Here is a 20,663-nt window from a genome sequence, read left to right on the forward strand (position 1 = left end):
GAAACGGTTCTTTTTCGCGTTCAGTCGTCGGACGGTACTCGAAAGCCGGACGACTGGCGGGCCGCCGGAACCTGACTGGGCGGCGACGTTCGAACGTCCTCCTGTCCTTCCTCGATGGCCTGCCGATACGCGTCGGGCATGACCTTCACGAAGGAGACTGACTCCCAGTCGTCGAGCAGCGATTGCGCTTTCTCGCTCCGCGTCGCGGCGGCGTGGTTTTCGACCAACCGCCGAACCACCGCCTCGTCGCGCGCGTCCAAATCGGCCGAGAGCGAGATGGTTTCACCGTTCACACGTTCGCGGAGTTCTTGACCTTCGTCCAGCACGTAGGCCACGCCGCCCGTCATCCCCGCGGCGAAGTTCTCGCCGGTTTCTCCGAGGACGACGGCGACGCCGCCGGTCATGTACTCGCATCCGTGGTCGCCGACGCCTTCGACGACCGCTTTCGCGCCGCTGTTACGGACGCCGAAGCGCTCGCCGGCGACGCCGTTGACGTACAGTTCGCCCTCCGTCGCGCCGTACAGGGCGACGTTTCCGACGACGACGTCGTCCGAACCGTATCCCGCGGTGTCCGGCGTTTCGACGACGAGTCGCCCGCCGGAGAGTCCCTTTCCGACGTAGTCGTTCGCCGCGCCGGTCAGGAACATGTCGACCCCCGATTGGCAGAACGCGCCGAAGCTCTGTCCGGCGGAACCATCGAATCGGCAGGTGATCGTTCCGTCGGGGAGCCCCGACTCGCCGTGAATCGCGGAGATGCGACCGGAGAGCATCGCGCCCACGGCACGGTGCCGGTTCGTGATTTCGCGTTCGATTTTGACCGATCCTTCGCCGTCCAGCGCACCGCGTGCGGCGGCGAGCAGGTCGTGGTCGAGGTGGTCGTCCAACTCGTGATCCTGTTCCCGCGTCTTCGTTCGACTGCCGCCGTCCACGGGGTCGGCGAGCACGCTCGAAAGGTCGAGGGTGCGCGCCTTCGGGTGGTCGGTGTCGCGCTGGTGGAGCAGTTCCACGTGGCCGACCATCTCCTCGACGGTGCGGAAACCGAGTTCGGCCATTATCTCCCGGAGTTCCTCCGCGATGAACGCCATGTAGTTGATGACGTGTTCCGGTTCGCCTGGGAACCGCGCCCGAAGCTCCTCTTTCTGCGTTGCGATGCCGACCGGACAGGTGTTGGCGTGGCAGTTACGCGCCATCACGCAACCGCTCGTGACCAGACTCGCCGTCCCGAACGAGTACTCCTCCGCGCCGAGCAGGGCCGCGACGGCGACGTCGCGGCCGGTCTTCAGGCCGCCGTCGACGCTGACACGGATGCGGGAGCGAAGCCCGGTCCGGTGGAGCATCTGGTTCGCCTCGGCGAGGCCGAGTTCCCACGGCAGGCCCGCGTTCTTGATGGACGTGCGCGGACTCGCGCCGGTTCCACCGGAGTGGCCGGAGATGTGTACGACGTCGGCTTTGGCCTTGGCGACGCCCGCCGCGACGGTACCGACGCCCGCCTCCGAGACGAGTTTCACGTTGACCTCCGAACCGTCGCTTCCCGCCTTCAGGTCGTAGATGAGCTGTTTCAGGTCCTCGATGCTGTAGATGTCGTGTTGCGGCGGCGGCGAGATGAGACCGACCCCCGGCGTCGCGTGCCGGACGTGCGCGATCATCTCGTTCACCTTCTTGCCGGGGAGGTGTCCGCCCTCTCCGGGCTTCGACCCTTGGGCCATCTTTATCTGCACCTCGTCGGCGGATTGGATGTAACGACTGGTGACGCCGAACCGTCCGCTCGCCACCTGCTTCACGGAGCATTCCCGCTCGGTGTCGAACCGTTCCGGCGGTTCGCCACCCTCGCCCGTGTTCGACTTGCCGCCGATGCGGTTCATGGCGATGGCGTTGTTCTCGTGCATCTCCGGGGAGAGCGATCCGAGGCTCATGGCCGCCGTGGAGAAGCGTTCGATTATGTCCTCGACCGGTTCGACGTCGTCGAGGGGAACCGACTCGCGGGCGTCGGTGTCGAAGTCCAGCAAACCACGGAGCGTCTGGAGCGTCTCCTGTTGGTCGTTGATCCCCTCGGCGAACGCCTCGTACTCCTCGCCGTCGTTCCCGCGAACGGCACGCTGGAGCGCCCCGACCGTCTTCGGGTTCCACTGGTGGTGAATGCCGTTCGAGCGGAACTCGTACTCCCCTTTCCGGTCGATGTCCGGGTCCTCGCCGAACGCGGTTTCGTGGCGCTCGCGTACGTCGTCCTCGATGTCGTCGATACCGATGCCTTCGGTGCGGTTCTCGGTGCCGGCGAAGTATTCGTCGACGAACCCGCCGTTCAGGCCGACTGCTTCGAAGATCTGGGCACCGCGGTAGCTCTCGACGGTCGAGATTCCCATCTTCGCCATCGTCTTCAGCAGGCCCTTCTCCAGCGCCGAGACGTACTTCCCGATGGCTTCCTCCTCGTCCGCGCCGTCGGGTCCGGCCACCAAATCCCCGATGGTCCGGTAGGCGAGGTACGGGTTGACCGCACCCGCGCCGTAGCCGACGAGGGTGGAAAGATGGTGGACGGTTCGGGGTTCGCCCGACTCCACGACGAGGCCGGTTCTAGTCCGCAGTCCTTCGCGCACGAGATGGTGATGAACCGCCCCGGTTGCGAGAAGGGAGGGAATCGGAACCCTGTCTTCCGCCACCCCTCTGTCCGAGAGGAGGACGATTTCGGCCCCCGACTCCACGGCGGTTCGGGCGTCGGCACGTACCCGCTCGACGGCCGCTTCGAGGTCGACGTCGGTGTCGAAGGTGATGTCCACGACTTCGGTCGGGACGTCGGCGTCGACCACGCCGGCCAACTCCTCGTCGGTCAGCACGGGCGAATCGAGGACGAGTTGCCGCGCGTGGGCGGGCGACTCGCCGAGGAGGTTGTGCTGGCGTCCGAGTCGGGTTTCGAGGCTCGTCACCAACTCCTCGCGGATGTAGTCGATGGGGGGATTCGACACCTGGGCGAACAGCTGTTTGAAATACGAAAAGAGCGGGCGGTCGAAGTCGGAGAGAACCGACAGCGGCGTGTCGTCGCCCATCGAACCGACGGGGTCCTTGCCCGCGCTGGCCATCGGTTCGAGGAGTTCGCTGAGTTCGTCGTGCGTGTAGCCCCACGCGGCCTGTCGGGCGCGGAGCGGGACGGACGAGTCACTTGAATCCCCGGTACCGCCGCGAACCGAGGTGGCTTCCGATTGCTCTTCGAGGCGGACCTGTTCTTCCTCGACCCACTCGCCGTACTTCTCGTCGGTCAGGTCGGCGAACGCCTCCTCGTCGGAGACGATGCCGCCCCGTTCTGGGTCGGCGAGGAACAGTTGTCCCGGCTTGAGTCGACCGCGTTCGACCACGTCGCTCGGTTCGAGGTCGAGCGCCCCGGTTTCGCTGGCCATCACGAGGCGGTTGTCCGCGGTCACGTCGTACCGGCAGGGACGCAGACCGTTCCGATCGAGGACCGCACCGACGCGGTCACCGTCCGTCGCGGCGACGAGCGCCGGACCGTCCCACGGTTCGATCAACGAGGCGTGGAAATCGTACCACGCGCGGCGGTCGCCGTCGGTGCGGTCGCGCCACGCCTCGGGAAGGAGCATGCGGAGCGCGTGGGGCAACTCGCGTCCGTCCTGCATGAGCAGTTCGAGGACGTTGTCGACGACGGCCGTATCGCTCTGGTCGAGCGTCGTCACCGGCGTGATGCGGTCGATATCGTCGCCGAGGCGCTCGCTTTCGAGGTCGGTTTCGCGGGCGGCCATCCAGTTGCCGTTCCCCTGAATCGTGTTGATTTCGCCGTTGTGGACGACGCGTCGGTACGGATGTGCGAGGTGCCACGCGCCGAGCGTGTTCGTGGAGAATCGCGCGTGAACCATGGCGACGGACGACTCGAAGCGCTCGTCGCGGAGGTCCGGGTAGTAGCCCGCGAGTTGGTCACCCTTCAGCAACCCCTTGTAGACGAGGGTTTTCCGGTCGAGCGAGCAGACGTAGAACCGGTCCGCGTCGTCGCGCGTCTCGATTTCCTTTTCGAGTACGCGGCGGGCGACGTAGAGCGTCCTGTCGAACTCCTCGACGGACATCCCTTCCTCGGGCCGGACGAAACACTGGGAGACGACGGGTTCCGATTCGAGCGCCGTCTCGCCGAGGTCCTCGTTCTCGGTGGGGACCGAGCGCCAGTCGAACACCCGGATTCCCTCCGCCCCGAGCACTTCCTCGACCGTCTCCTCCAACTCGGCGCGAACGTCGGCATCGCGCGGGAAGAACACCTGTCCGACGGCGTACGTCTCCGGGAGGTCGGTATCGAGTTCCGCAGCGAAAAACGAGTCCGGGCGCTGGACGAGGATACCCGCACCGTCTCCGGTGTTGGACTCCGCGCCGGTCGTGCCGCGATGTTCGAGGTTGGCGAGCACCGAGAGGCTATCGGCGACGACTTCGTGGTCCGCGTCGGCGTCGAGGTCCATTACGACCCCTACGCCGCAGTTCGACCGTTGATCGGTTGGATCGGCGAGAAAACTGGTCATGTGCGAGCGCATGGCAAACAGGCATAAGAGGTTTCTCCTGAAGGAGAAAGGGAGTGCTATTGTCAATATGTGTTCCTTATATATTGGGCATGCGCGTTGTTTTACGGATTGAATATTTATATTCGTACAAAATCCGTCGGCTATTGCTGAATTATGTGTGTCTTTCCACCCGTTGATGTGGGTATCGAAAATTGGACCTTACTCGCTTTCGATGAGTTCTTCGAGGTCTTCGTCGTCGTAGTTGATGAGAAGTCGGGACTCGTCCTTGAACGTTCGGAGGACCACCCGCGTCGAGGAGTGTTCCACGCCGTCGGTTTGGATGATGTCGTCGATGTACTCCTGCAGATGGTCGTGGTCGCGGAGGTGTGCGATCACCGTGAACGTCTTGTCCCCGAGCACGAAGTACACCGTCTGGACGCCGGAAATCTCACACAGTTCCTCGCCGATGTCCTCGTACTCCGGACCGTACTCGCTTCGAATCTCGGAGATGGCCGTCAGTTCGAGTCCGAGTTCGTTGGCGTCGATTTTCGACACCGTTCCCGTCAGAATACCCTGATTTCGATACTTGTCCAATCGATAGTACACCGTCGAAGTACTGATACCGAGTTCGTCGCTCACTGCGTCGACGTCGATATCCCCTTCCCTGTCCAGCCATCGTAGGATTTTGAAGTCCTTTTCGTCTAGATTGACTTCCGCCATATCTAACCGATTGTAGCCATGTTTCTAAAACTTTGCTAACGATTCGTGATTTGGATGAATGAACGACCTACAGATTACAATACGTGACGTTAGAGACTATTGTCAAAATAGACATAAACTTTCGATTATGGGATATTCTCCCCGCGAAATCTATCCGTTTTTTGTGGCTTTTTATACGATGACCATTTGAAAATTGAATTTGACAGCGTCCATCCGATCGACCGTTTTCCGTCGCTACGTGTCGGTCAAGCGACTCGTGCGCCGCATGAGTACGTCCTGTGTGGCCACCGACGGTTCGTCGCCCGGGCGTCGCTGGTGATAGTTTCCGTCCGATTCCATCTCCCAACAGTTTCGATTGTCGGCCAGCATCGTTTCGAGAATCGCCGACAGCTCCTCCCGAAGCGCGGGGTCCGTCACCGGCGCGACGGTTTCGACGCGCTTGTCGAGGTTTCTCGTCATCCAATCGGCGGACCCGAGGAAGTATCGCGGGTCGCCATCGTTTCCGAAGTAGAAGATTCTGGAGTGTTCGAGGAACCGCCCGACGACGCTGTAGACGGTCACGGTTTCGCTCACGCCTTCGATACCGGGACGAAGTCGGCAGATGTCCCGAACGACGAGGTCGATATCGACGCCGTCCATCGCCGCCCGGTACAGCTCCTCGACGATGTCCGGGTCTTCGAGCGAGTTCATCTTGGCGACGATGCGACCCTCCTTCCCCTCGCGTGCCAACGCCGCCTCGGCGCGAATCCGTTCGGTGAAGCGCTCGCGCATGTTCCCCGGCGCGATGAGGAGTTTCCGATACTCCTCGTGGCGCGTGTGGCCGGTGAAGTAGTTGAACAGGGCGCTCAGGTCCTGTCCGATTTCGCGGTCGGCGGTCAGCAGTCCGAGGTCGGTGTACGTCTTCGCCGTCTCCGAGTGGTAGTTTCCGGTGGCGATGTGCGAGTACAACCGCACCCTGTCTCCCTCCTCGCGGACGACGAGCGCGGTCTTGCTGTGCGTTTTGTAACCCATGGTCCCGTACGCCACGTGGATGCCCTCCTCCTCCAACTTCTTGCCCCACTCGATGTTGTTCTCCTCGTCGAACCGCGCCTTGAGTTCGACCATCACCGCGACCTGCGTACCGTTTCTCGCCGCCTCGATGAGGCTTTGGACGACCTTCGAATCGCTCGCGGTCCGATAGATGGAGAGTTTGATGGCGAGTACGTCCGGGTCCGTCGCGGCCTGACTCAGGAACTTCTGGACCGTCTCCTCGAAGGAGTGGTAGGGGTGATGGACGAGGAGGTCGTTCCGGCGAACCTCCTCGAACACGTCCACCTCCTCGTCGAGAGTCTCGCCCGTCAGTCGCGGATGTGGCCGTGGCGTCCACGGTGGGGATTTCAGGTCCGGTCGGTCACAGTCGGTCAGGTCCATGAAATCCCGGAAATCGAGCGGTTCGGGGAGACAGAACACTTCGCGGTCGTCCACGTCGAGTTGTTCGACCAACAACTCCCGCACCGCGTCGGGCATTCCCTCCTCGATTTCGAGACGGACGACGGTGGCGAACCGCCGTTCCCGGAGCACCGTCTCTATCATGTCGATGAGGTCCTCGGCAACCTCCTCGTCCTTTCCGACCTCCGCGTTTCGGGTGACGCGGAACGTGGAGTGGTCGATGATCTCCGTACTCGGAAAGAGGAGGTCGAGGTTGGCCCGGATGACGTCCTCCAGCAGGACGTATCGCGTCTCGTCGCCGATTCGAACGAGACGGGGACGGTTCTTCGGAATCTTCACGCGGGAGAACGTCGGCTCCGCCCCCTTCTCTTTCCGGGTCAACACCGCCAACGAGAGGCTCAAATTGGAGATGAACGGGAACGGATGCGCTGGGTCGAAGGTCAGCGGCGTGAGCGTGGGAAGGACGGACTTCTCGAAATACCCGCGAAGTTCATCGCGTTCCGGCGTCGACAGGGAATCGTACGAAACGATGTCGATACCCGCCGCCGCGAGTTCGTCGTGAATCACGTCCCGGTAACATGTGGACTGCTGGCGGAACATTCCCCGCGTCACGTCGAGGATTTCCTCCCACTGCTCCCGCGGCGTCCGCCCGTCGGGGGGGAGTACGGTCACGTCGGCCGCCATCTGCTGTTTCAGGCCGCCGACCCGCTTGCGGAAGAACTCGTCCATGTTCGTCGTGAAGATGGCGAGGAACTTCACGCGCTCCAACAACGGGTTGCGCTCGTCCGTCGCTTCGTGGAGTACGCGCTTTTGAAACTCCAGTTGGCTCAACTCGCGGTTCAGGTAGTATCGCGGGTCGCTCAGGTCGATAGCGGCGTTTTCGGGCGTCGTTTCCTCGTCGTCGCCGTCGTCCGGTAACTCGTGTTGTGGCATGGTTGGTCGGGGAGGGCGGTTTACGGGGACGGTGACTGGAGTCAGTGTGGTTGAGGGGTGACGATGGAGTCGTCGCTTCTGCTCTTGCCCGTTCTGCGGGACGGTTGGGTGACGAACTCGTCATCCCGATACTCGTACGCCGTGAGCGTCCCGCCGTAGACACAGCCCGTGTCCAGTCCGACCGCGTGCTCCCGTTCGACCGGGCGTTCGAGGACGGTGTGGCCGAAGAACACCCGCCGCGGCCCGTGGTACTCCTCGAACCAGAACGGCCGGTCGTAGCTTCCGTCCGGGGCCAACGACCGCGTCGTTTCGAGGTCGTCGACGGAGTGGTCGGAAAGCGGCTTTCGCGGATCCACGCCGCCGTGAACGACGAGCGCGTCGTCCCACGAAATCGCCGCCGGAAGGCTTCGTACGTACTCGATTTTCTCCTCCCCGAATCCGTCGAGTTCGACGCTGCCGTCGATGAGTTTCTGCTCGTTGTTGCCCCGCACCGAGCGGAAGTTGTCGCGTTCCCGGACCAGTTTCACGACGCCGAGGCTGTCGGGGCCTTTCCGAATCAGGTCCCCGACGAACACGACGAGGTCGTCGGAGGACGGCGCGAGCGTATCGAGAAGCGATTCGAGTTCCGGCAAACAGCCGTGGACGTCGCCGACGACGTATATCTCCTCCCAGTCGTCGGCGTCGATTCGTTCGTGTGGAACCCCGTCGTCGAACGTCGGACTCGAAACCATTGTTGTAGTAGTGGCCGCTCGTCGCAACGAGTAACGGCCCTTCGAGGAAGGGAAGCCAGTCCGCGCTATAAACGATTTATAATACCTCTCGAGAGGTGTCAGAGCAATACGTATGTGAATTTATACCAACCGTTCACGGGTCGGACTCCTCGACCGCTCGCTCCCGCAACTCCGTGCGCTGAATCTTTCCGGTCGTCGTCTGGGGTAGTCGGGCGACGAACTCGATTCGACGCGGGTACTCGTACTTCGCGAGTCGGTCGCCCACGAGAGCACGAATCTCCTCGCGGAGCGCGTCGCTCCCCTCGACACCCGAAACGGGTTGGACGAACGCCGCGATTATCTCCCCTCGCGTGTCGTCCGGGACGCCGACGACGCCGACCTGTTCGACCGACTCGTGTTCGAGGATGGTTTTCTCGATTTCGCCGGGTCCGACGCGGTAACCGCTCGTGATGATGAGGTCGTCGTCGCGCGATTTGAACCAGATGTAGTCGTCCTCGTCCTGCACCGCGAGGTCGCCGGTGAGGTGCCAGTCGCCGATGCGAACCGACTCGGTTTTCTCGGGGGCGTTCCAGTACTTCTCGAAAATCGCGGGTTCCGTGGGATCGCGCACCGCGATTTGACCGACTTCGCCGCGAGGAACTTCCTCGCCCGTCTCGGGGTCCACGATGGCGACGTCGTGGCCCGGAACGGGTTTTCCCATGCTCCCCGGTTTCGCCTCGAACCAGTCCCGACAGTTGGCGACGAGCAGGTTCGCCTCCGTCTGCCCGTACAGTTCGTTCACCGCGACGCCCGCCAGTTCCTCCTCGGCCCACGCCAGAATCTCGGGCGTCAGCGGTTCGCCGCCGGTGCTGATGGCGTCGAGGTCGAGGTCGTAGGTAGCAGTGGGGTCGGCCACGTCCATCATCATGCGGATGGCCGTCGGCGGGATGAACGCGTCCGTGACGCCGAACTCCTCCACGATTTCGAACGCCTCCTCGGCGTCGAACTTCCCCATCGGATAGCCGACGACCGGGCGGCCGTAGTGCCACGACGAAAAGAGCAGGTCGCCGAGCGCGCCGATCCACGCCCAGTCGGCGGGCGTCCACGCCACCGTCTTTCCGAGGACGTTTCGCTCGAAGACCATCGAGTACGTCGGGCAGTGGCCGACCCACACGTGATGTCCGTGGAGGACGCCTTTCGGCGGACCCGTGCTTCCGCTCGTGTACATGACGATGGCGGGCGTCTCGGGCGTCGTCTCCGCGAGGTCGAACGAGCGCCCGCCGTCCCGAAGCAGTCCCTCGAACCTCCGCACATCACCCTCGGCGTCCCCGTCCACTTCTACCACGTGTTCGAGGTCGGAGCAGTCGTCCCGAACTTCGTCCATCGACTCCCGAACGGCCTCGTCCACGACGGCGACGTTCGCGCCGCTGTCGTCGAGTCGATAGCCGAGCGCCTCGGACCCGAACAGCACCGACAGCGGTATCGATATCGCGCCGAGTTTCCAGCACGCGAGGTGGGTGATGGGGTTCGCGGGTTTCTGCGGGACGGCGACGGCGACCCGATCGCCGAATTCGACGCCGAGGTTCGAGAGGGCGTTGGCGACCCGATTCGACAGGACGTCGATGTCGTGAAACGTGTACGTTTCCCGCCGACCATCCGGGTAGGCTTGGAACAGCGCCACGGACCCCTTCGGGTCGTCGTGTTTTCGGAGCAGGTCGTGGGCGACGTTGAACGTCTCGGGGAGGTCCCACGCGAAGTCCTCGCGGGCGGTTTCGTACGAGTCGTCGAGCGTGACGTACCGCGGCATGGTACCTCGTTGCACGCGCGGGACTATCTAATCCAAGGTTCACATATCACGGTCGGCACTTCGGCGAGAAAAAAAGAGATCGCGCGGTCAGTACGATTTGGCGAAGTAGGCCGTCTCCTCGGCCTCGTCGCCGCAGATGGAACACTCGTCGCCGCAGGGTTCCTCATCGCGGTCGAGGGGCACCATGACGATCTCCGCCGAAATCTGCTCCTTGATTTCAGCCTCGCAGTCCTCGTCGCCACACCACGCCGTCTTCACGTAGCCGCCGTGCTGGCCGATGGTGCCGAGAATGTCGGCGCGGGAGTCGGCCTCTCGGATGTTATCTTCGAGCGTCTCCTCGGCCGCCTCGTACATCTTGTCGAACACGGCGTCGAAGTGGTTTTCAATGGTTTCGGCGATGTCCGCGCGGTCCTCCACGACGTTCTCGCCGTCGGGTCGGTGAACGACCGTGATTTCGTCGTCTTCGACCTCGTGCGGGCCGATTTCGAAGCGGACGGGCACGCCCTTCAACTCCCACTCGTTGAACTTGAAGCCGGGGTTGCGCTCGTCGCGGTCGTCGAGTTCGACGCGGACGCCCGCATCCTCCAACTCGTCGGCGATGCCCTCGGCGTAGGAGAGCACTTCCTCGCGGTTCTCCTCCTGCCAGATGGGGACGATGACGACCTGCTCGGGCGCGAGCGTGGGCGGACAGACGAACCCCTGCTCGTCGCTGTGGGTCATGATGAGTGCCCCGAGCGCGCGCCACGACAGCCCCCACGAGGTGGTGTGGGCCACGCGCTCGTCCTCGTTCTCGTCGGTGAAGTAGAGGTCGTACGCCTCGGCGAAGCCCTGCCCGAGATAGTGGCTGGTCGCGCCCTGCACCGACTTGCCGTCGGGCATCAGGGCTTCGACCGTCGTCGTGGTGTCCGCGCCGGGGAACTTGTCGTGTTCGGGCTTGCGGCCGCGCATGACCGGAATCGCCAGCACCTCCTCGAAGGCACGCTGGTACTGCGACAGGCGGGTCATCGTCTCGTCCCACGCCTCCTCCTCCGTCTCGTGGGCGGTGTGGCCCTCCTGCCAGAGGAACTCCTTCGTGCGGAAGAACGGCTTGGTATCCGTCGCCTCCCATCGAATCACGCTACACCACTGGTTGAGTCGGAGCGGCAGGTCGCGGTGGCTCCGCACCCACTGGCTCATGAACGGCGTGATGATGCTCTCGCTGGTGGGCCGGAAGGCCAATCGCTCGTCGAGTTCTTCGTGCCCGCCGTGGGTCACCCACGCCACTTCCGGATCGAACCCCTCCACGATGTCGCTCTCGCGTTCGAGGTAGCTCTCGGGGATGAGCGCGGGGAAGTAGGCGTTCTGCGACCCCGTCTCCTTGAACCAACCGTCGAGGTAGTCCTGCAGGCCCTCCCAGAGGGCGTACCCGCGGGGCCGAGTCACGATGAACCCGCCCATGGGCGCGTAGTCGGCGAGACCCGCCTTCAGTACGACTTCGGCGTACCAGTCGCCGGGACTGTACGATTTGGACTCGGTGATGCCGAGTTCCTGGTCGTCGTTGCTCATTACTCCTACCCAGTCCGGATGCGCTCTTAAATGTCCTGAAGCGACCGCGAGGAGTGGTTATTTTGGACGTTCGACGGACGTTCGCTTCGATACGAGAGTTCCATTCGAAGTGATGACGCTCCGACCGCGGTGACGCAGTTTTCGAAAGTCATTGTCCGCTCGCTACGTACTGACGTTGGTCGTTTTGTAACTGCAGTTACCGAGAAGCAGACCCCGAAAGCCCCCGCCCGCTCGCGGTCGCTGTGCGGGATATCCGCGCTCTCCGCACCAGCCGCGCGGATAGTAGCCCACACAGCGGACCACGCAAGCACGACCGGACGGCCCCTTTCATTCCCACTTCCCCCCGTAGCCGCACCGCACCACATCCTCCCCAACCGATTCGCTCCGACGCTCCCGTTGGTCGCGCCGTCGCTCATCCCTCGCGCGAACAATGACTGAGGCGGTGCGGCCAACCACTGGCCGCACCGCCCCGTCAGCGCGCGCCATGAGGCACGGACGGGCTGTGCGAAGCCAACCAACCGCTATGGCGTACGCTGGCACAGCCCAGAGGCCAGCGGTTGGCCGAGGGCTGTGCTGGTAGCGTGCGAGGGACGACTGAGTGAAGGCGAAGGAGTCGGTTGGGGAGGCGTGTGGGCGGTAGCGGTTGCGGTTTCATTGACGTCTGTATTTGCAATCACAACAATACAGCCACGACTCGTAGCGAACGGCCGGGTTGGACGCGAACACCGGATACGATTCGCCGATACAACCGAACCCACACTCAAAACGTCACGCCGGTTTCTAACTCCTCTTCGAGCACCTCGTCGCCGTCCGAATCGAACCGGAACCATCCGGAAAACGTCTCACCCGACAACAGGTATGGCATCCAGAGTCGGTCGTCCTCCCACATCTCGTCGTAGGGCATGTCCGCGACGTCGAACCACCGCGGGTCAGCCTCGTCCGTCTCCTGCGGTTTCCCCGAAAACTCCTCGGCGCGGAAGACGTGGACGAACATCTCCGACTCCGTTCCAAACACGAACTCGAACTCGCCGACCTTGGTCGGGTTCTCCACGGACACGCGAACTTCCTCCTCGACCTCCCGAACCGCGGCGTCGCGGGGCGTTTCACCATCTTCGACCTTCCCGCCGGGGCCGACGAGTTTGCCCTCGCCGAGGCCGCGTTTCTTGCGGATGAGGAGGATTTCGTCGCCCCGAACGAGATAGCAGAGCGTCGCGGGTTGCATGGTCGATGGTGTCAGTCGATTGCAATCAGTGTTCCGAACCCGCAGTAGCAAGCGTGAAACAGGTGTTTGACCCTTCACGAGACTTATGCCGAAAGGGGATAATCGAGGGGCATGAAACGGCGACGGCTCCTCGCGGTCGGTGGAGCGGCCCTGTCCGGCGAGTGTCTCGGACGCGCCGCCCTCGACGTCGGTGGCTCCGAATCCCCCGAGACGTTCGGACCGGACGAGGTTCAGCGCCGAATGTCGCTGGCAGGTGTGGACGAGGTTCCGAAAAAATACGGCGTTCGAATCGACGTGGAACTGCTGAACGGGGCCGTCACGGCCGCGGACACCGCCCATCTTCGCGTGACGGTGACGAACGAAGGGGAGAAACGACGGTTCTCCGCGGGCGAGGGAATGTGCAACCCATTCAACCGCGACGAAGGCAAGAGTGAGACGTCGGGATTGTGGCTCCACGAACCGAAAGACACGAAGTGGATCGAGCGGAAGGGCGACCGCTGGACGCGGGACAGAGATCAGAACGAACGGAGAGCCTTTGCGAACTACGCCTGTCTGCCCCGCACGTACGAAGCGGGTGAATCGCTCGCAACCGAGTATCTCGTCTGGGACGACTATCAGGTCGGGGGGTACATGGACCCGGGAACGTACCGGTTCGAGGTGCCGATTGCCATCCACCCGTCGGGGTCGAAGTTCGGCGACCCGACGGCGGAATTCGACTGGGGGTTCGACCTGCGGGTCGATGACGGGTGAGCGAAATTATTTAACGCCAGTTATCCAACACGAACTCATGAGAGCGCCAACGATTTCGGCTCCGACGCTGAGTGTCGGCCAACGCGCGATACGTTGGCTCGGCGTCCTGATGCTGGTTCTCCACCTCGGTCTGCTCGTCGCGCTCGATTTTAACGTGCTGGGCGACCCGAGCCTCCTCGTCCAAATCACGCTCGGGACGGGCGGCGGCCTTCTCCTCATCCTCTCGACTACCGACCGCTCGTGGAACGTCGAAAAACGTCGACTGGCCGATGTGGGTTTCTTCTGTCTCTCCCTGTCCATACTCGCGTCGTATCTCCTGCGGTTGTCGTTTTGAACCCCGCGAAACATCGGAAGAAGCTATTTACGTTCAGTCAATCAACACGAACTCATGAAAGCGCCGGTCATTCGTGCGCCCACCGGCGGGCTGAGTCGGCGGGTGTTCAAATGGTACGGCCTGTTCATTTTCGTGTTGAACGTGGGGCTGGTCGTCGCCTTTGGACCCGCGGTGCTGTCGAGTACTGCGTACCGCTTGCAGTTCGGCACCGCCATCGCCGGTGCGCTCCTCTTGATTTCCACCGGCATCGAACTGCCGTGGGACGTCGAATGGTATCGCCTCACTGGACTGGGAATCATCTGTTCCGCGACGTCGTTATTCATCTCCAACATCCTCGCCAACGACGGCCTCGGATGGGTCGCGGTGAGTCTCGTCGGCACGCTCTCGCTCGCGTTCTTCGGGTTCGACATGATTCGCGGCGGGCGTCATTTCAAAATCGACGTCACCGCCGACGCCTGATTCACTACACCTCGTCACTTCACCGAAAACGGACTCTCCCCTTCCGTCCAGTCCCACCCCGGCAGTCGCGTCTGAAACCCGGCGGCGAGGGCGGCGTCCAAGTCGTCCACGCCCGCCACCTCGTCGTCCACGTGGTGCATGATGTCCGCGTAGTGGAACGTGGCCTCGCCGAGCAAGCGGAGGGGTTGGTTGCCCGCTATCATCCCGGCGAGTTCCCGCCCGAGGAGTTCGTCCACGACGAATCCGGGGTAGTCGTTTTCGACGTCGAGGTCGCGGAGCAGGGCGACGAGCGCGGCGACGTTCACCGCGACGTCGCCGTCGGCGAAGACGGCATCGACCTCGGTTCGGTACTGCGATTCGGAGACGGTATCGACCTCCGTACCGAACGCCTCGCCGAGGTTTGCCCGTACGTCATTGATGAGGGTCACGACGTCGGTTCGCTCGCGGACCCATTCGTGTTCGTCGGCGACCGTGGCCGATGAGAGCTTCATAGGAACACGTCGGGCAGAATGGGTTTAGGGGTTTTGAGAAGGCTTTTATAATCACACCGTTTAGTGGGGGATAAGCGGGTTTTCCTGTGTCACCCATGAGCAGTTTGCTTTCGGAGACCAGGACCACTGTATGCGCGTTGACGCGTATGTTCCAATCCCGCAGAACAAGCGAGACAATCTATGCTGTGCTGTATACGTCGTAGTGGTCACGGTGCTGAAAACCACCGTCTGCGACAATCCAAGATACGCCGGACCAACAGCATTCGCTCTCCCAACGGACGAAGCGGACTGTTTTCACCATGAGTAAAGTAGAGCAACAACTCGAAGACCTCAAAGCAACGATTACGAGCGAACTACCGAGCGACATTTCGGTATCCGACGTCAAATACGAAGGACCGGAACTCGTCGTCTACACGCGCGACCCGAAGAAGTTCGCGCGCAACGGGGACCTGATCCGAAAACTGGCGAGCCAACTGCGAAAGCGCATCACAGTTCGCCCCGACCCGGACGTTCTCTCCCGCCCCGACACGGCGCGCGAGGACATCCTCGAAGTCATTCCCGACGAAGCGGGCGTGACGGACCTCGATTTCCACGCGGATACTGGCGAAGTCGTCATCCAAGCCGAAAAACCCGGCATGGTCATCGGCAAACACGGCAGTACGCTCCGCGAGATAACCCAAGAAGTCGGCTGGACGCCGGAAGTCGTCAGAACGCCGCCCATCGAATCCTCGACGGTCTCCAACGTCAGGAACTTCCTGAAACAGGAGCGCGAGGACAGACGCGACATTTTGGAGCGGGTCGGCAGACAGATACACCGCGAGGAGATGAGCAACGAGGAGTGGGTTCGCATCACGACGCTCGGATGCTGTCGCGAGGTCGGACGCGCGAGCTTCATCCTCTCGACGCCCGAAACCCGCATCCTCATCGACTGCGGCGACAAACCGGGATCGGACGACGTGCCGTACCTCCAAGTCGAGGAGGCGCTCGGCGCGGGTGCCGCGACCATCGACGCCGTGGTCCTCACGCACGCTCACTTGGACCACAGCGCGCTCATCCCGCTCCTGTTCAAGTACGGCTACGACGGCCCGATTTACACGACCGAACCGACCCGCGACCTGATGGGACTGCTCCAACTCGACTACCTCGACGTGGCCGCGAAGGAGGGCCGCGTCCCGCCGTACGAGAGCGAGATGGTTCGCGAAGCCCTCAAACACACCATCCCGCTGGAGTACGGCGACGTCACCGACATCGCCCCGGACGTGAAACTGACGTTCCACAACGCGGGTCACATTCTCGGGTCGTCGGTCACGCACTTCCACATCGGCGACGGCCTGTACAACGTGGCGTTCTCGGGCGACATTCACTACGACGACACGCGCCTGTTCAACGGCGCGGTGAACGACTTCCCGCGCGTCGAGACGCTCATCCTCGAATCGACCTACGGCGGTCGGAACGACTACCAGACCGACCAGAAGGATTCGGAGGAGAAACTCAAGAAAGTCATCAACGAGACGTACGAGAAGGGCGGCAAAGTCCTCATCCCCGCCTTCGCGGTCGGCCGGTCACAGGAGATGATGCTCGTCATCGAGGAGGCGATGCGAAACGGCGACATCCCGGAGATGCCCGTCCACCTCGACGGAATGATCTGGGAGGCGACGGCCATCCACACGACGTACCCCGAATACCTGCGTGACGACCTCAGGGACCGCATCTTCCACGAAAACGAGAACCCGTTCCTCGCCCCGCAGTTCAACCACATCGACGGCGGCGAGGAGGAACGACAGGACGTGGCCGACGGCGACCAGTGTATCATCCTCTCGACGTCCGGGATGGTCACCGGCGGCCCCATCATGTCGTGGCTCGAACACATCGGCCCGGACCCGGACAGCAGGATGGTGTTCGTCGGCTACCAGGCACAGGGAACCCTCGGACGCCGTATCCAGAGCGGGTGGGACGAAATCCCGCTCAACGGACGCGGCAACCGGAGCAAGACGCTCAACCTCCAACTCGACGTGGAGACGGTCGACGGTTTCTCCGGCCACGCCGACCGCGCCGGTCTGATGAACTTCGTCAAGACGATGAACCCGCGACCCGAGAAGGTCCTCTGTGTCCACGGTGACGAGAGTTCGACCCAAGACCTCTCCTCGTCGCTCTATCACGACTTCAACATCCGCACGTTCGCGCCGAAGAACCTGGAGACGTTCCGGTTCAAGTGAACGCCCGCGCTCGGCGCTAACGCACCTCGCTCGTCCGTTGTACGGCTCTAAGTGGCATCGTTCGATGAACCGTTGAACGCATCGCGTTTCCGATTCAGTTATATTTCTGCCATTATTCGGGAGAATCATGCCTTCAGAAGTCAATCGAGCGGCGGTCGAACGTCGAACGAATCGACTGCTGGACGAGTACGGCGACGTTCCGGTCGAAAAGCGGACACAGGAGCAACCGGCGGCCAAGTTCGAGGAACTGGTGGGATACGCCCGCGACGGATACACCGGGAGTGCGTACGCGTGGGTCGTCCGCCGACCCGACGACGCCGCCCCGCTCAGCGATTCGATGTCGGACGAAGCGTTCGACGACCGTTCACGAGCGTTGATGATTCTCAACCGGGGAGCGGATTCGTGGGGACTTCCGGGCGGCGGACGCGAGGACGGAGAAACGTCCGAGGAGGCCGCGGTTCGAGAGGTCGAAGAGGAGACCGACGTCCGCTGTGAACTCGCGGAACCCTTCCTGCTCCGCAAGCTAACCGTGGTTCCCGAAAACGACGACGAGAAACGCCTCCACCTCCTGTTCGTCTTCTTCGACGCGGACTATCTGGGTGGAGAGATAGCGATACAGGGCGGAGAATTGAATGGGGCGGCGTGGTTCGCAGAGCCCCCCTCACGGATGCTTCCGGCGAACGAACTGCGTGCTGATGACTGGTTTTGATTATCTGTTTCAGTGTTCGACGTACTCGACCAACACGCCGCCCGTCGATTTCGGGTGGAGAAACGCCACGTCGTGGCCCCACGCGCCGGGGCGCGGTTCCTCGTCGATGAGTGAAACGCCGTGGTCACGGGCCGTTTCGAGCGCGTCCTCGATGTCGTCGGTTTCGAGCGCGACGTGGTGGATACCCGCCCCGTTCCGGTCGAGGTAGTCCGAAATCGTCCCGTCTTCGAGCGGTTCGAGCAGTTCGAAGTAGCTCCCGCCGAAATCGAGGAAGACGACTCGCAGGCCGTCGAACTCCTCCTCGTGGACGACCGGAGCGTCGAACAGCGCTTCGTACGTCTCCGCGAGGGTCGATGCATCGTCGGTGGCGATGCCGATGTGGTCTACGTGCATGCGGAAACGATGGCCGCATCGCGGCATAACGGTGATGATTCCACCGGGTTGCCGCGAGGTGGGAATTATTAGGCACACCGCACGTGGGTGTCTCCCATGGAGCCGACAGCCTTACGCGCCGATATACCCGCGCTCGAACGGACGACGTACATGAACACGGGTGCCAGCGGCCCCAGTCCGACCCGTGTGGTCGAGGCGGTCGAAACCTGCCTCGAACGGCACGAATACGAGGCACCGGCGGAGGAAGGGTCGTATCCGTTCACGTTCGATGTGCTCGACCGAACGCGGGAGACGGTGGCAAACCACCTCGGTGCGACCGACGAGACGCTCGCGTTGACCCAGAGCACGACGGACGGCATCAACCGGATCGCCGCCGCCATCGACTGGGAGTCCGGCGACCGGGTGGTTCGAACGGACCTCGAACATTCCTCGGGCATCCTCCCGTGGAAGCGGTTGAACGGGCACGGCGTGGAGACGGACGTTCTCACCAGCGAGGAAGGCCGTCTCGACCTCGATTCGGTGAAGGATGCGGCGTCGGACGCGAAACTCGTCTGTCTCAGCGCGCTCACGTGGACCCACGGGACGATGCTCCCCGTCTCCGAAATCACCGACATCGCCCACGATGCGGGCGCGCTGGTTCTCGTGGATGCGGTGCAGTGTCCGGGTCAGATGGCGACCGACGTGACCGAGTGGGGCGCGGATTTCGTCGCCGGAGCGGGACACAAGTGGCTGTTGGGTCCGTTCGGCGCGGGGTTCCTCCACGTCCGAGACGGAGCGGAACGCCACTTGAATCCGGCCCACATCGGCTATCGGAGCGTCGAGGACCCCAACGCCGAGGCGTACGCATACGAACCCGGCGCACAGCGACTCGAAGTCGGAACCGTCTCGCCCGCGACGTACGCGGGCCTCGGGGAAGCCATCGGCGTCATCGAAGAGGTCGGCTACGACGCCATCGAGCACCGGATTCGAACGCTCACTGACCGGTTGAAAGACGGCCTCGTCGCGGCCGACGACGCGCGGTTGCTGAGTCCGCGCGAGTACGAGTCAGGCCTCGTAACCTTCGAAGTGGACGACCCTGACGGGTTCGTCGAACAACTCGCCCGCGAAGGAATCCGAGTCAGGTCACTTCCGTACCCCGAGAACTCGGTTCGGGCCTCCGTTCACGTCTTCAACACTGAAGCCGACATCGACGCGCTGCTGGAGTACGTCTGAGCGTTTCGGGGGTCGTCGTCGTTCGGGACGCTGAAAGTGCAGGCAGGAGCTTCAACTGACTACGGACTCGAATCGGATTCACAGTTTCACCACCGGCCGCGTACGGTTCCCGTCGGCCGGTGCAGGAACGCCTTCCGCGCACAATATCATGTCTACGACAGACGACGTTCAGGACCGAATCGAAGAGGTATCGAACGCAACCGGCAGCGGACCTCACCTCGTCACGCTGGCCGTTCCGCCGGAGCAACCGATAGACGCCGCGCTCGAACGAATAGAGGAGGAACACGCGAGGACCGAGTACATCGACGCCGACGAGACGAGCGAGCGCGTCACCGAGGCGCTCGAACGGGTGCGACGAATCGTCAGCGACTACGAGGAGACGCCCGAGAACGGTCTGGTGGTTTACGCCGGAATCGTCGACGCCGAAACCATCGACTACGTGTTCGACGACCTCCCGTCGCCCGTCGCCGGAGAGCGGTACGAGCGCTCGAACGAGTTCGAGACCGAACCCCTCGACGTCACGACCGACGAGTCGACCTACGGGTTGCTCGTCGTCGAACACGGGAAGGCGATACTCGGACGGTTCTCCGACGGCGACGTCGAGCAGATCGAATCGCTCCGGAGCGACGATACGGAGGATAACCCAACGAGCGGGGAACTGGGCGACCGCGAGCAAACGCACCGCGAGTTCTTCGAGCGCGTCGCCGAGAGGGCGATGGTAGAATTCCTCGGCGAAGCTGCCGACGAGCAGCGCCGGTCGAACGCGAATCCGGGACAGTCCGACATCGATCCCGTTGACGGGTTGTTCGTCGGTGGGTCGAGCGTCACCGCATCGGAGTTCCTCGACGGGGACTACCTCGACCATCGGCTCCGGAACCGCATCGTCACCGACGCGTTCGCCGTCGGCGACGCGTCCCGGGACGGGCTCGAACAACTCGCGGACAAGGCCCGCGACCACCTCGAAGATGCCAGACGGGAAGACGTGCGCGAACACCTCGACGAGTTCCTAGGCGAACTCGAAACCGGCGACGAGGCCGTTTCCGGACGGGAAGCGGTCGAGGAGGCGCTCGAATACGAAGGGGTCGCGACGACGCTCGCCTCGGGGACCCTGTCGGCCGAGGAACTCAGGGACTACGAACGGAGAACGGTCGCGCAAGGAGGGGAGTTCGTCGTCGTCCCGAACGACATCGATGGCGGTGACGAGTTACGGGACGGCCTCGGGGCGCTCCTTCGGTTCCCGATCGACTGACCGC

The 20,663-nt window shown here is 62.9% G+C and carries 16 protein-coding genes; 7 read left to right on the forward strand and 9 right to left on the reverse strand.

The window, feature by feature from the left end:
• Positions 1 to 20: 20 nt before the first annotated feature.
• The 7 genes from gltB to LJF34_RS08500 form a co-directional block, all read right to left on the reverse strand.
• On the reverse strand, positions 21 to 4,502 hold the full coding sequence (gene gltB / locus LJF34_RS08470; protein ID WP_231184472.1) for a glutamate synthase large subunit: 4,482 nt from the start codon (positions 4,500 to 4,502) through the stop codon (positions 21 to 23).
• Positions 4,503 to 4,700: 198 nt separating this feature from the next.
• A complete protein-coding gene (locus tag LJF34_RS08475) occupies positions 4,701 to 5,201 on the reverse strand; it encodes an Lrp/AsnC family transcriptional regulator (protein WP_231184474.1) in 501 nt (166 codons plus the stop codon).
• Between the two features lie 234 nt (positions 5,202 to 5,435).
• A complete protein-coding gene (ppk1, locus tag LJF34_RS08480; RefSeq protein WP_231184475.1) occupies positions 5,436 to 7,562 on the reverse strand; it encodes a polyphosphate kinase 1 in 2,127 nt (708 codons plus the stop codon).
• A gap of 41 nt (positions 7,563 to 7,603) precedes the next feature.
• Entirely contained in the window at positions 7,604 to 8,293 is a 690-nt protein-coding gene (locus tag LJF34_RS08485) for a metallophosphoesterase family protein (protein WP_231184477.1), read from the reverse strand.
• A gap of 133 nt (positions 8,294 to 8,426) precedes the next feature.
• Positions 8,427 to 10,079: an AMP-binding protein gene (locus LJF34_RS08490; protein WP_231184478.1), complete on the reverse strand. Its 1,653-nt coding sequence runs from the start codon at positions 10,077 to 10,079 to the stop codon at positions 8,427 to 8,429.
• Positions 10,080 to 10,166: 87 nt separating this feature from the next.
• The gene (proS, locus tag LJF34_RS08495; RefSeq protein ID WP_231184479.1) at positions 10,167 to 11,624 is read right to left on the reverse strand and encodes a proline--tRNA ligase; all 1,458 of its coding nucleotides are present in this window, start codon (positions 11,622 to 11,624) and stop codon (positions 10,167 to 10,169) included.
• Between the two features lie 760 nt (positions 11,625 to 12,384).
• The gene (locus LJF34_RS08500; protein WP_231184480.1) at positions 12,385 to 12,846 is read right to left on the reverse strand and encodes an 8-oxo-dGTP diphosphatase; all 462 of its coding nucleotides are present in this window, start codon (positions 12,844 to 12,846) and stop codon (positions 12,385 to 12,387) included.
• A gap of 111 nt (positions 12,847 to 12,957) precedes the next feature.
• On the opposite strand from LJF34_RS08500, the gene LJF34_RS08505 reads away from it, so the two are divergent.
• Genes LJF34_RS08505 through LJF34_RS08515 form a run of 3 tightly spaced genes read left to right on the forward strand, consistent with a single transcriptional unit; the run spans position 12,958 to position 14,389 of the window.
• Complete coding sequence (locus LJF34_RS08505) at positions 12,958 to 13,596, forward strand: hypothetical protein (protein ID WP_231184483.1); 639 nt, start codon at positions 12,958 to 12,960, stop codon at positions 13,594 to 13,596.
• Between the two features lie 37 nt (positions 13,597 to 13,633).
• Complete coding sequence (locus LJF34_RS08510) at positions 13,634 to 13,930, forward strand: hypothetical protein (protein ID WP_231184485.1); 297 nt, start codon at positions 13,634 to 13,636, stop codon at positions 13,928 to 13,930.
• 54 nt (positions 13,931 to 13,984) lie between these two features.
• Positions 13,985 to 14,389, forward strand: coding sequence for a hypothetical protein (locus LJF34_RS08515; RefSeq protein ID WP_231184486.1), 405 nt, complete (start codon positions 13,985 to 13,987; stop codon positions 14,387 to 14,389).
• Positions 14,390 to 14,403: 14 nt separating this feature from the next.
• Here LJF34_RS08515 and LJF34_RS08520 read toward each other — a convergent pair whose 3' ends face one another.
• Entirely contained in the window at positions 14,404 to 14,880 is a 477-nt protein-coding gene (locus LJF34_RS08520) for a hypothetical protein (RefSeq protein ID WP_231184487.1), read from the reverse strand.
• 299 nt (positions 14,881 to 15,179) lie between these two features.
• Here LJF34_RS08520 and LJF34_RS08525 point away from each other — a divergent pair, with 299 nt between their 5' ends.
• Both LJF34_RS08525 and LJF34_RS08530 read left to right on the forward strand, forming a co-directional pair.
• A complete protein-coding gene (locus LJF34_RS08525) occupies positions 15,180 to 17,096 on the forward strand; it encodes a beta-CASP ribonuclease aCPSF1 (RefSeq protein WP_231184488.1) in 1,917 nt (638 codons plus the stop codon).
• A gap of 127 nt (positions 17,097 to 17,223) precedes the next feature.
• Entirely contained in the window at positions 17,224 to 17,805 is a 582-nt protein-coding gene (locus LJF34_RS08530; RefSeq protein WP_231184490.1) for an NUDIX domain-containing protein, read from the forward strand.
• Between the two features lie 9 nt (positions 17,806 to 17,814).
• Here LJF34_RS08530 and mce read toward each other — a convergent pair whose 3' ends face one another.
• The gene (gene mce / locus LJF34_RS08535; RefSeq protein WP_231184491.1) at positions 17,815 to 18,198 is read right to left on the reverse strand and encodes a methylmalonyl-CoA epimerase; all 384 of its coding nucleotides are present in this window, start codon (positions 18,196 to 18,198) and stop codon (positions 17,815 to 17,817) included.
• Positions 18,199 to 18,294: 96 nt separating this feature from the next.
• On the opposite strand from mce, the gene LJF34_RS08540 reads away from it, so the two are divergent.
• On the forward strand, positions 18,295 to 19,410 hold the full coding sequence (locus LJF34_RS08540; protein WP_231184492.1) for an aminotransferase class V-fold PLP-dependent enzyme: 1,116 nt from the start codon (positions 18,295 to 18,297) through the stop codon (positions 19,408 to 19,410).
• A gap of 148 nt (positions 19,411 to 19,558) precedes the next feature.
• Positions 19,559 to 20,659, forward strand: coding sequence for a hypothetical protein (locus LJF34_RS08545; RefSeq protein ID WP_231184493.1), 1,101 nt, complete (start codon positions 19,559 to 19,561; stop codon positions 20,657 to 20,659).
• The last annotated feature ends 4 nt before the right edge of the window (positions 20,660 to 20,663 follow it).

Origin of the sequence: Haladaptatus sp. DYF46 (genome assembly GCF_021083305.1) — an archaeon.
Classification (GTDB): domain Archaea; phylum Halobacteriota; class Halobacteria; order Halobacteriales; family Haladaptataceae; genus Haladaptatus.

Coding starts and splice junctions, on each gene's coding strand:
- LJF34_RS08490 (WP_231184478.1), bottom strand. CDS start 10,079: ATGCCGCGGTACGTCACGCTCGACGACTCGTACGAAACCGCCCGCGAG.
- LJF34_RS08505 (WP_231184483.1), top strand. CDS start 12,958: ATGAAACGGCGACGGCTCCTCGCGGTCGGTGGAGCGGCCCTGTCCGGC.
- mce (WP_231184491.1), bottom strand. CDS start 18,198: ATGCACGTAGACCACATCGGCATCGCCACCGACGATGCATCGACCCTC.
- LJF34_RS08515 (WP_231184486.1), top strand. CDS start 13,985: ATGAAAGCGCCGGTCATTCGTGCGCCCACCGGCGGGCTGAGTCGGCGG.
- LJF34_RS08540 (WP_231184492.1), top strand. CDS start 18,295: ATGGAGCCGACAGCCTTACGCGCCGATATACCCGCGCTCGAACGGACG.
- LJF34_RS08500 (WP_231184480.1), bottom strand. CDS start 12,846: ATGCAACCCGCGACGCTCTGCTATCTCGTTCGGGGCGACGAAATCCTC.
- LJF34_RS08530 (WP_231184490.1), top strand. CDS start 17,224: ATGCCTTCAGAAGTCAATCGAGCGGCGGTCGAACGTCGAACGAATCGA.
- LJF34_RS08520 (WP_231184487.1), bottom strand. CDS start 14,880: ATGAAGCTCTCATCGGCCACGGTCGCCGACGAACACGAATGGGTCCGC.
- LJF34_RS08475 (WP_231184474.1), bottom strand. CDS start 5,201: ATGGCGGAAGTCAATCTAGACGAAAAGGACTTCAAAATCCTACGATGG.
- LJF34_RS08545 (WP_231184493.1), top strand. CDS start 19,559: ATGTCTACGACAGACGACGTTCAGGACCGAATCGAAGAGGTATCGAAC.
- LJF34_RS08510 (WP_231184485.1), top strand. CDS start 13,634: ATGAGAGCGCCAACGATTTCGGCTCCGACGCTGAGTGTCGGCCAACGC.
- LJF34_RS08525 (WP_231184488.1), top strand. CDS start 15,180: ATGAGTAAAGTAGAGCAACAACTCGAAGACCTCAAAGCAACGATTACG.
- proS (WP_231184479.1), bottom strand. CDS start 11,624: ATGAGCAACGACGACCAGGAACTCGGCATCACCGAGTCCAAATCGTAC.
- ppk1 (WP_231184475.1), bottom strand. CDS start 7,562: ATGCCACAACACGAGTTACCGGACGACGGCGACGACGAGGAAACGACG.
- LJF34_RS08485 (WP_231184477.1), bottom strand. CDS start 8,293: ATGGTTTCGAGTCCGACGTTCGACGACGGGGTTCCACACGAACGAATC.
- gltB (WP_231184472.1), bottom strand. CDS start 4,502: ATGACCAGTTTTCTCGCCGATCCAACCGATCAACGGTCGAACTGCGGC.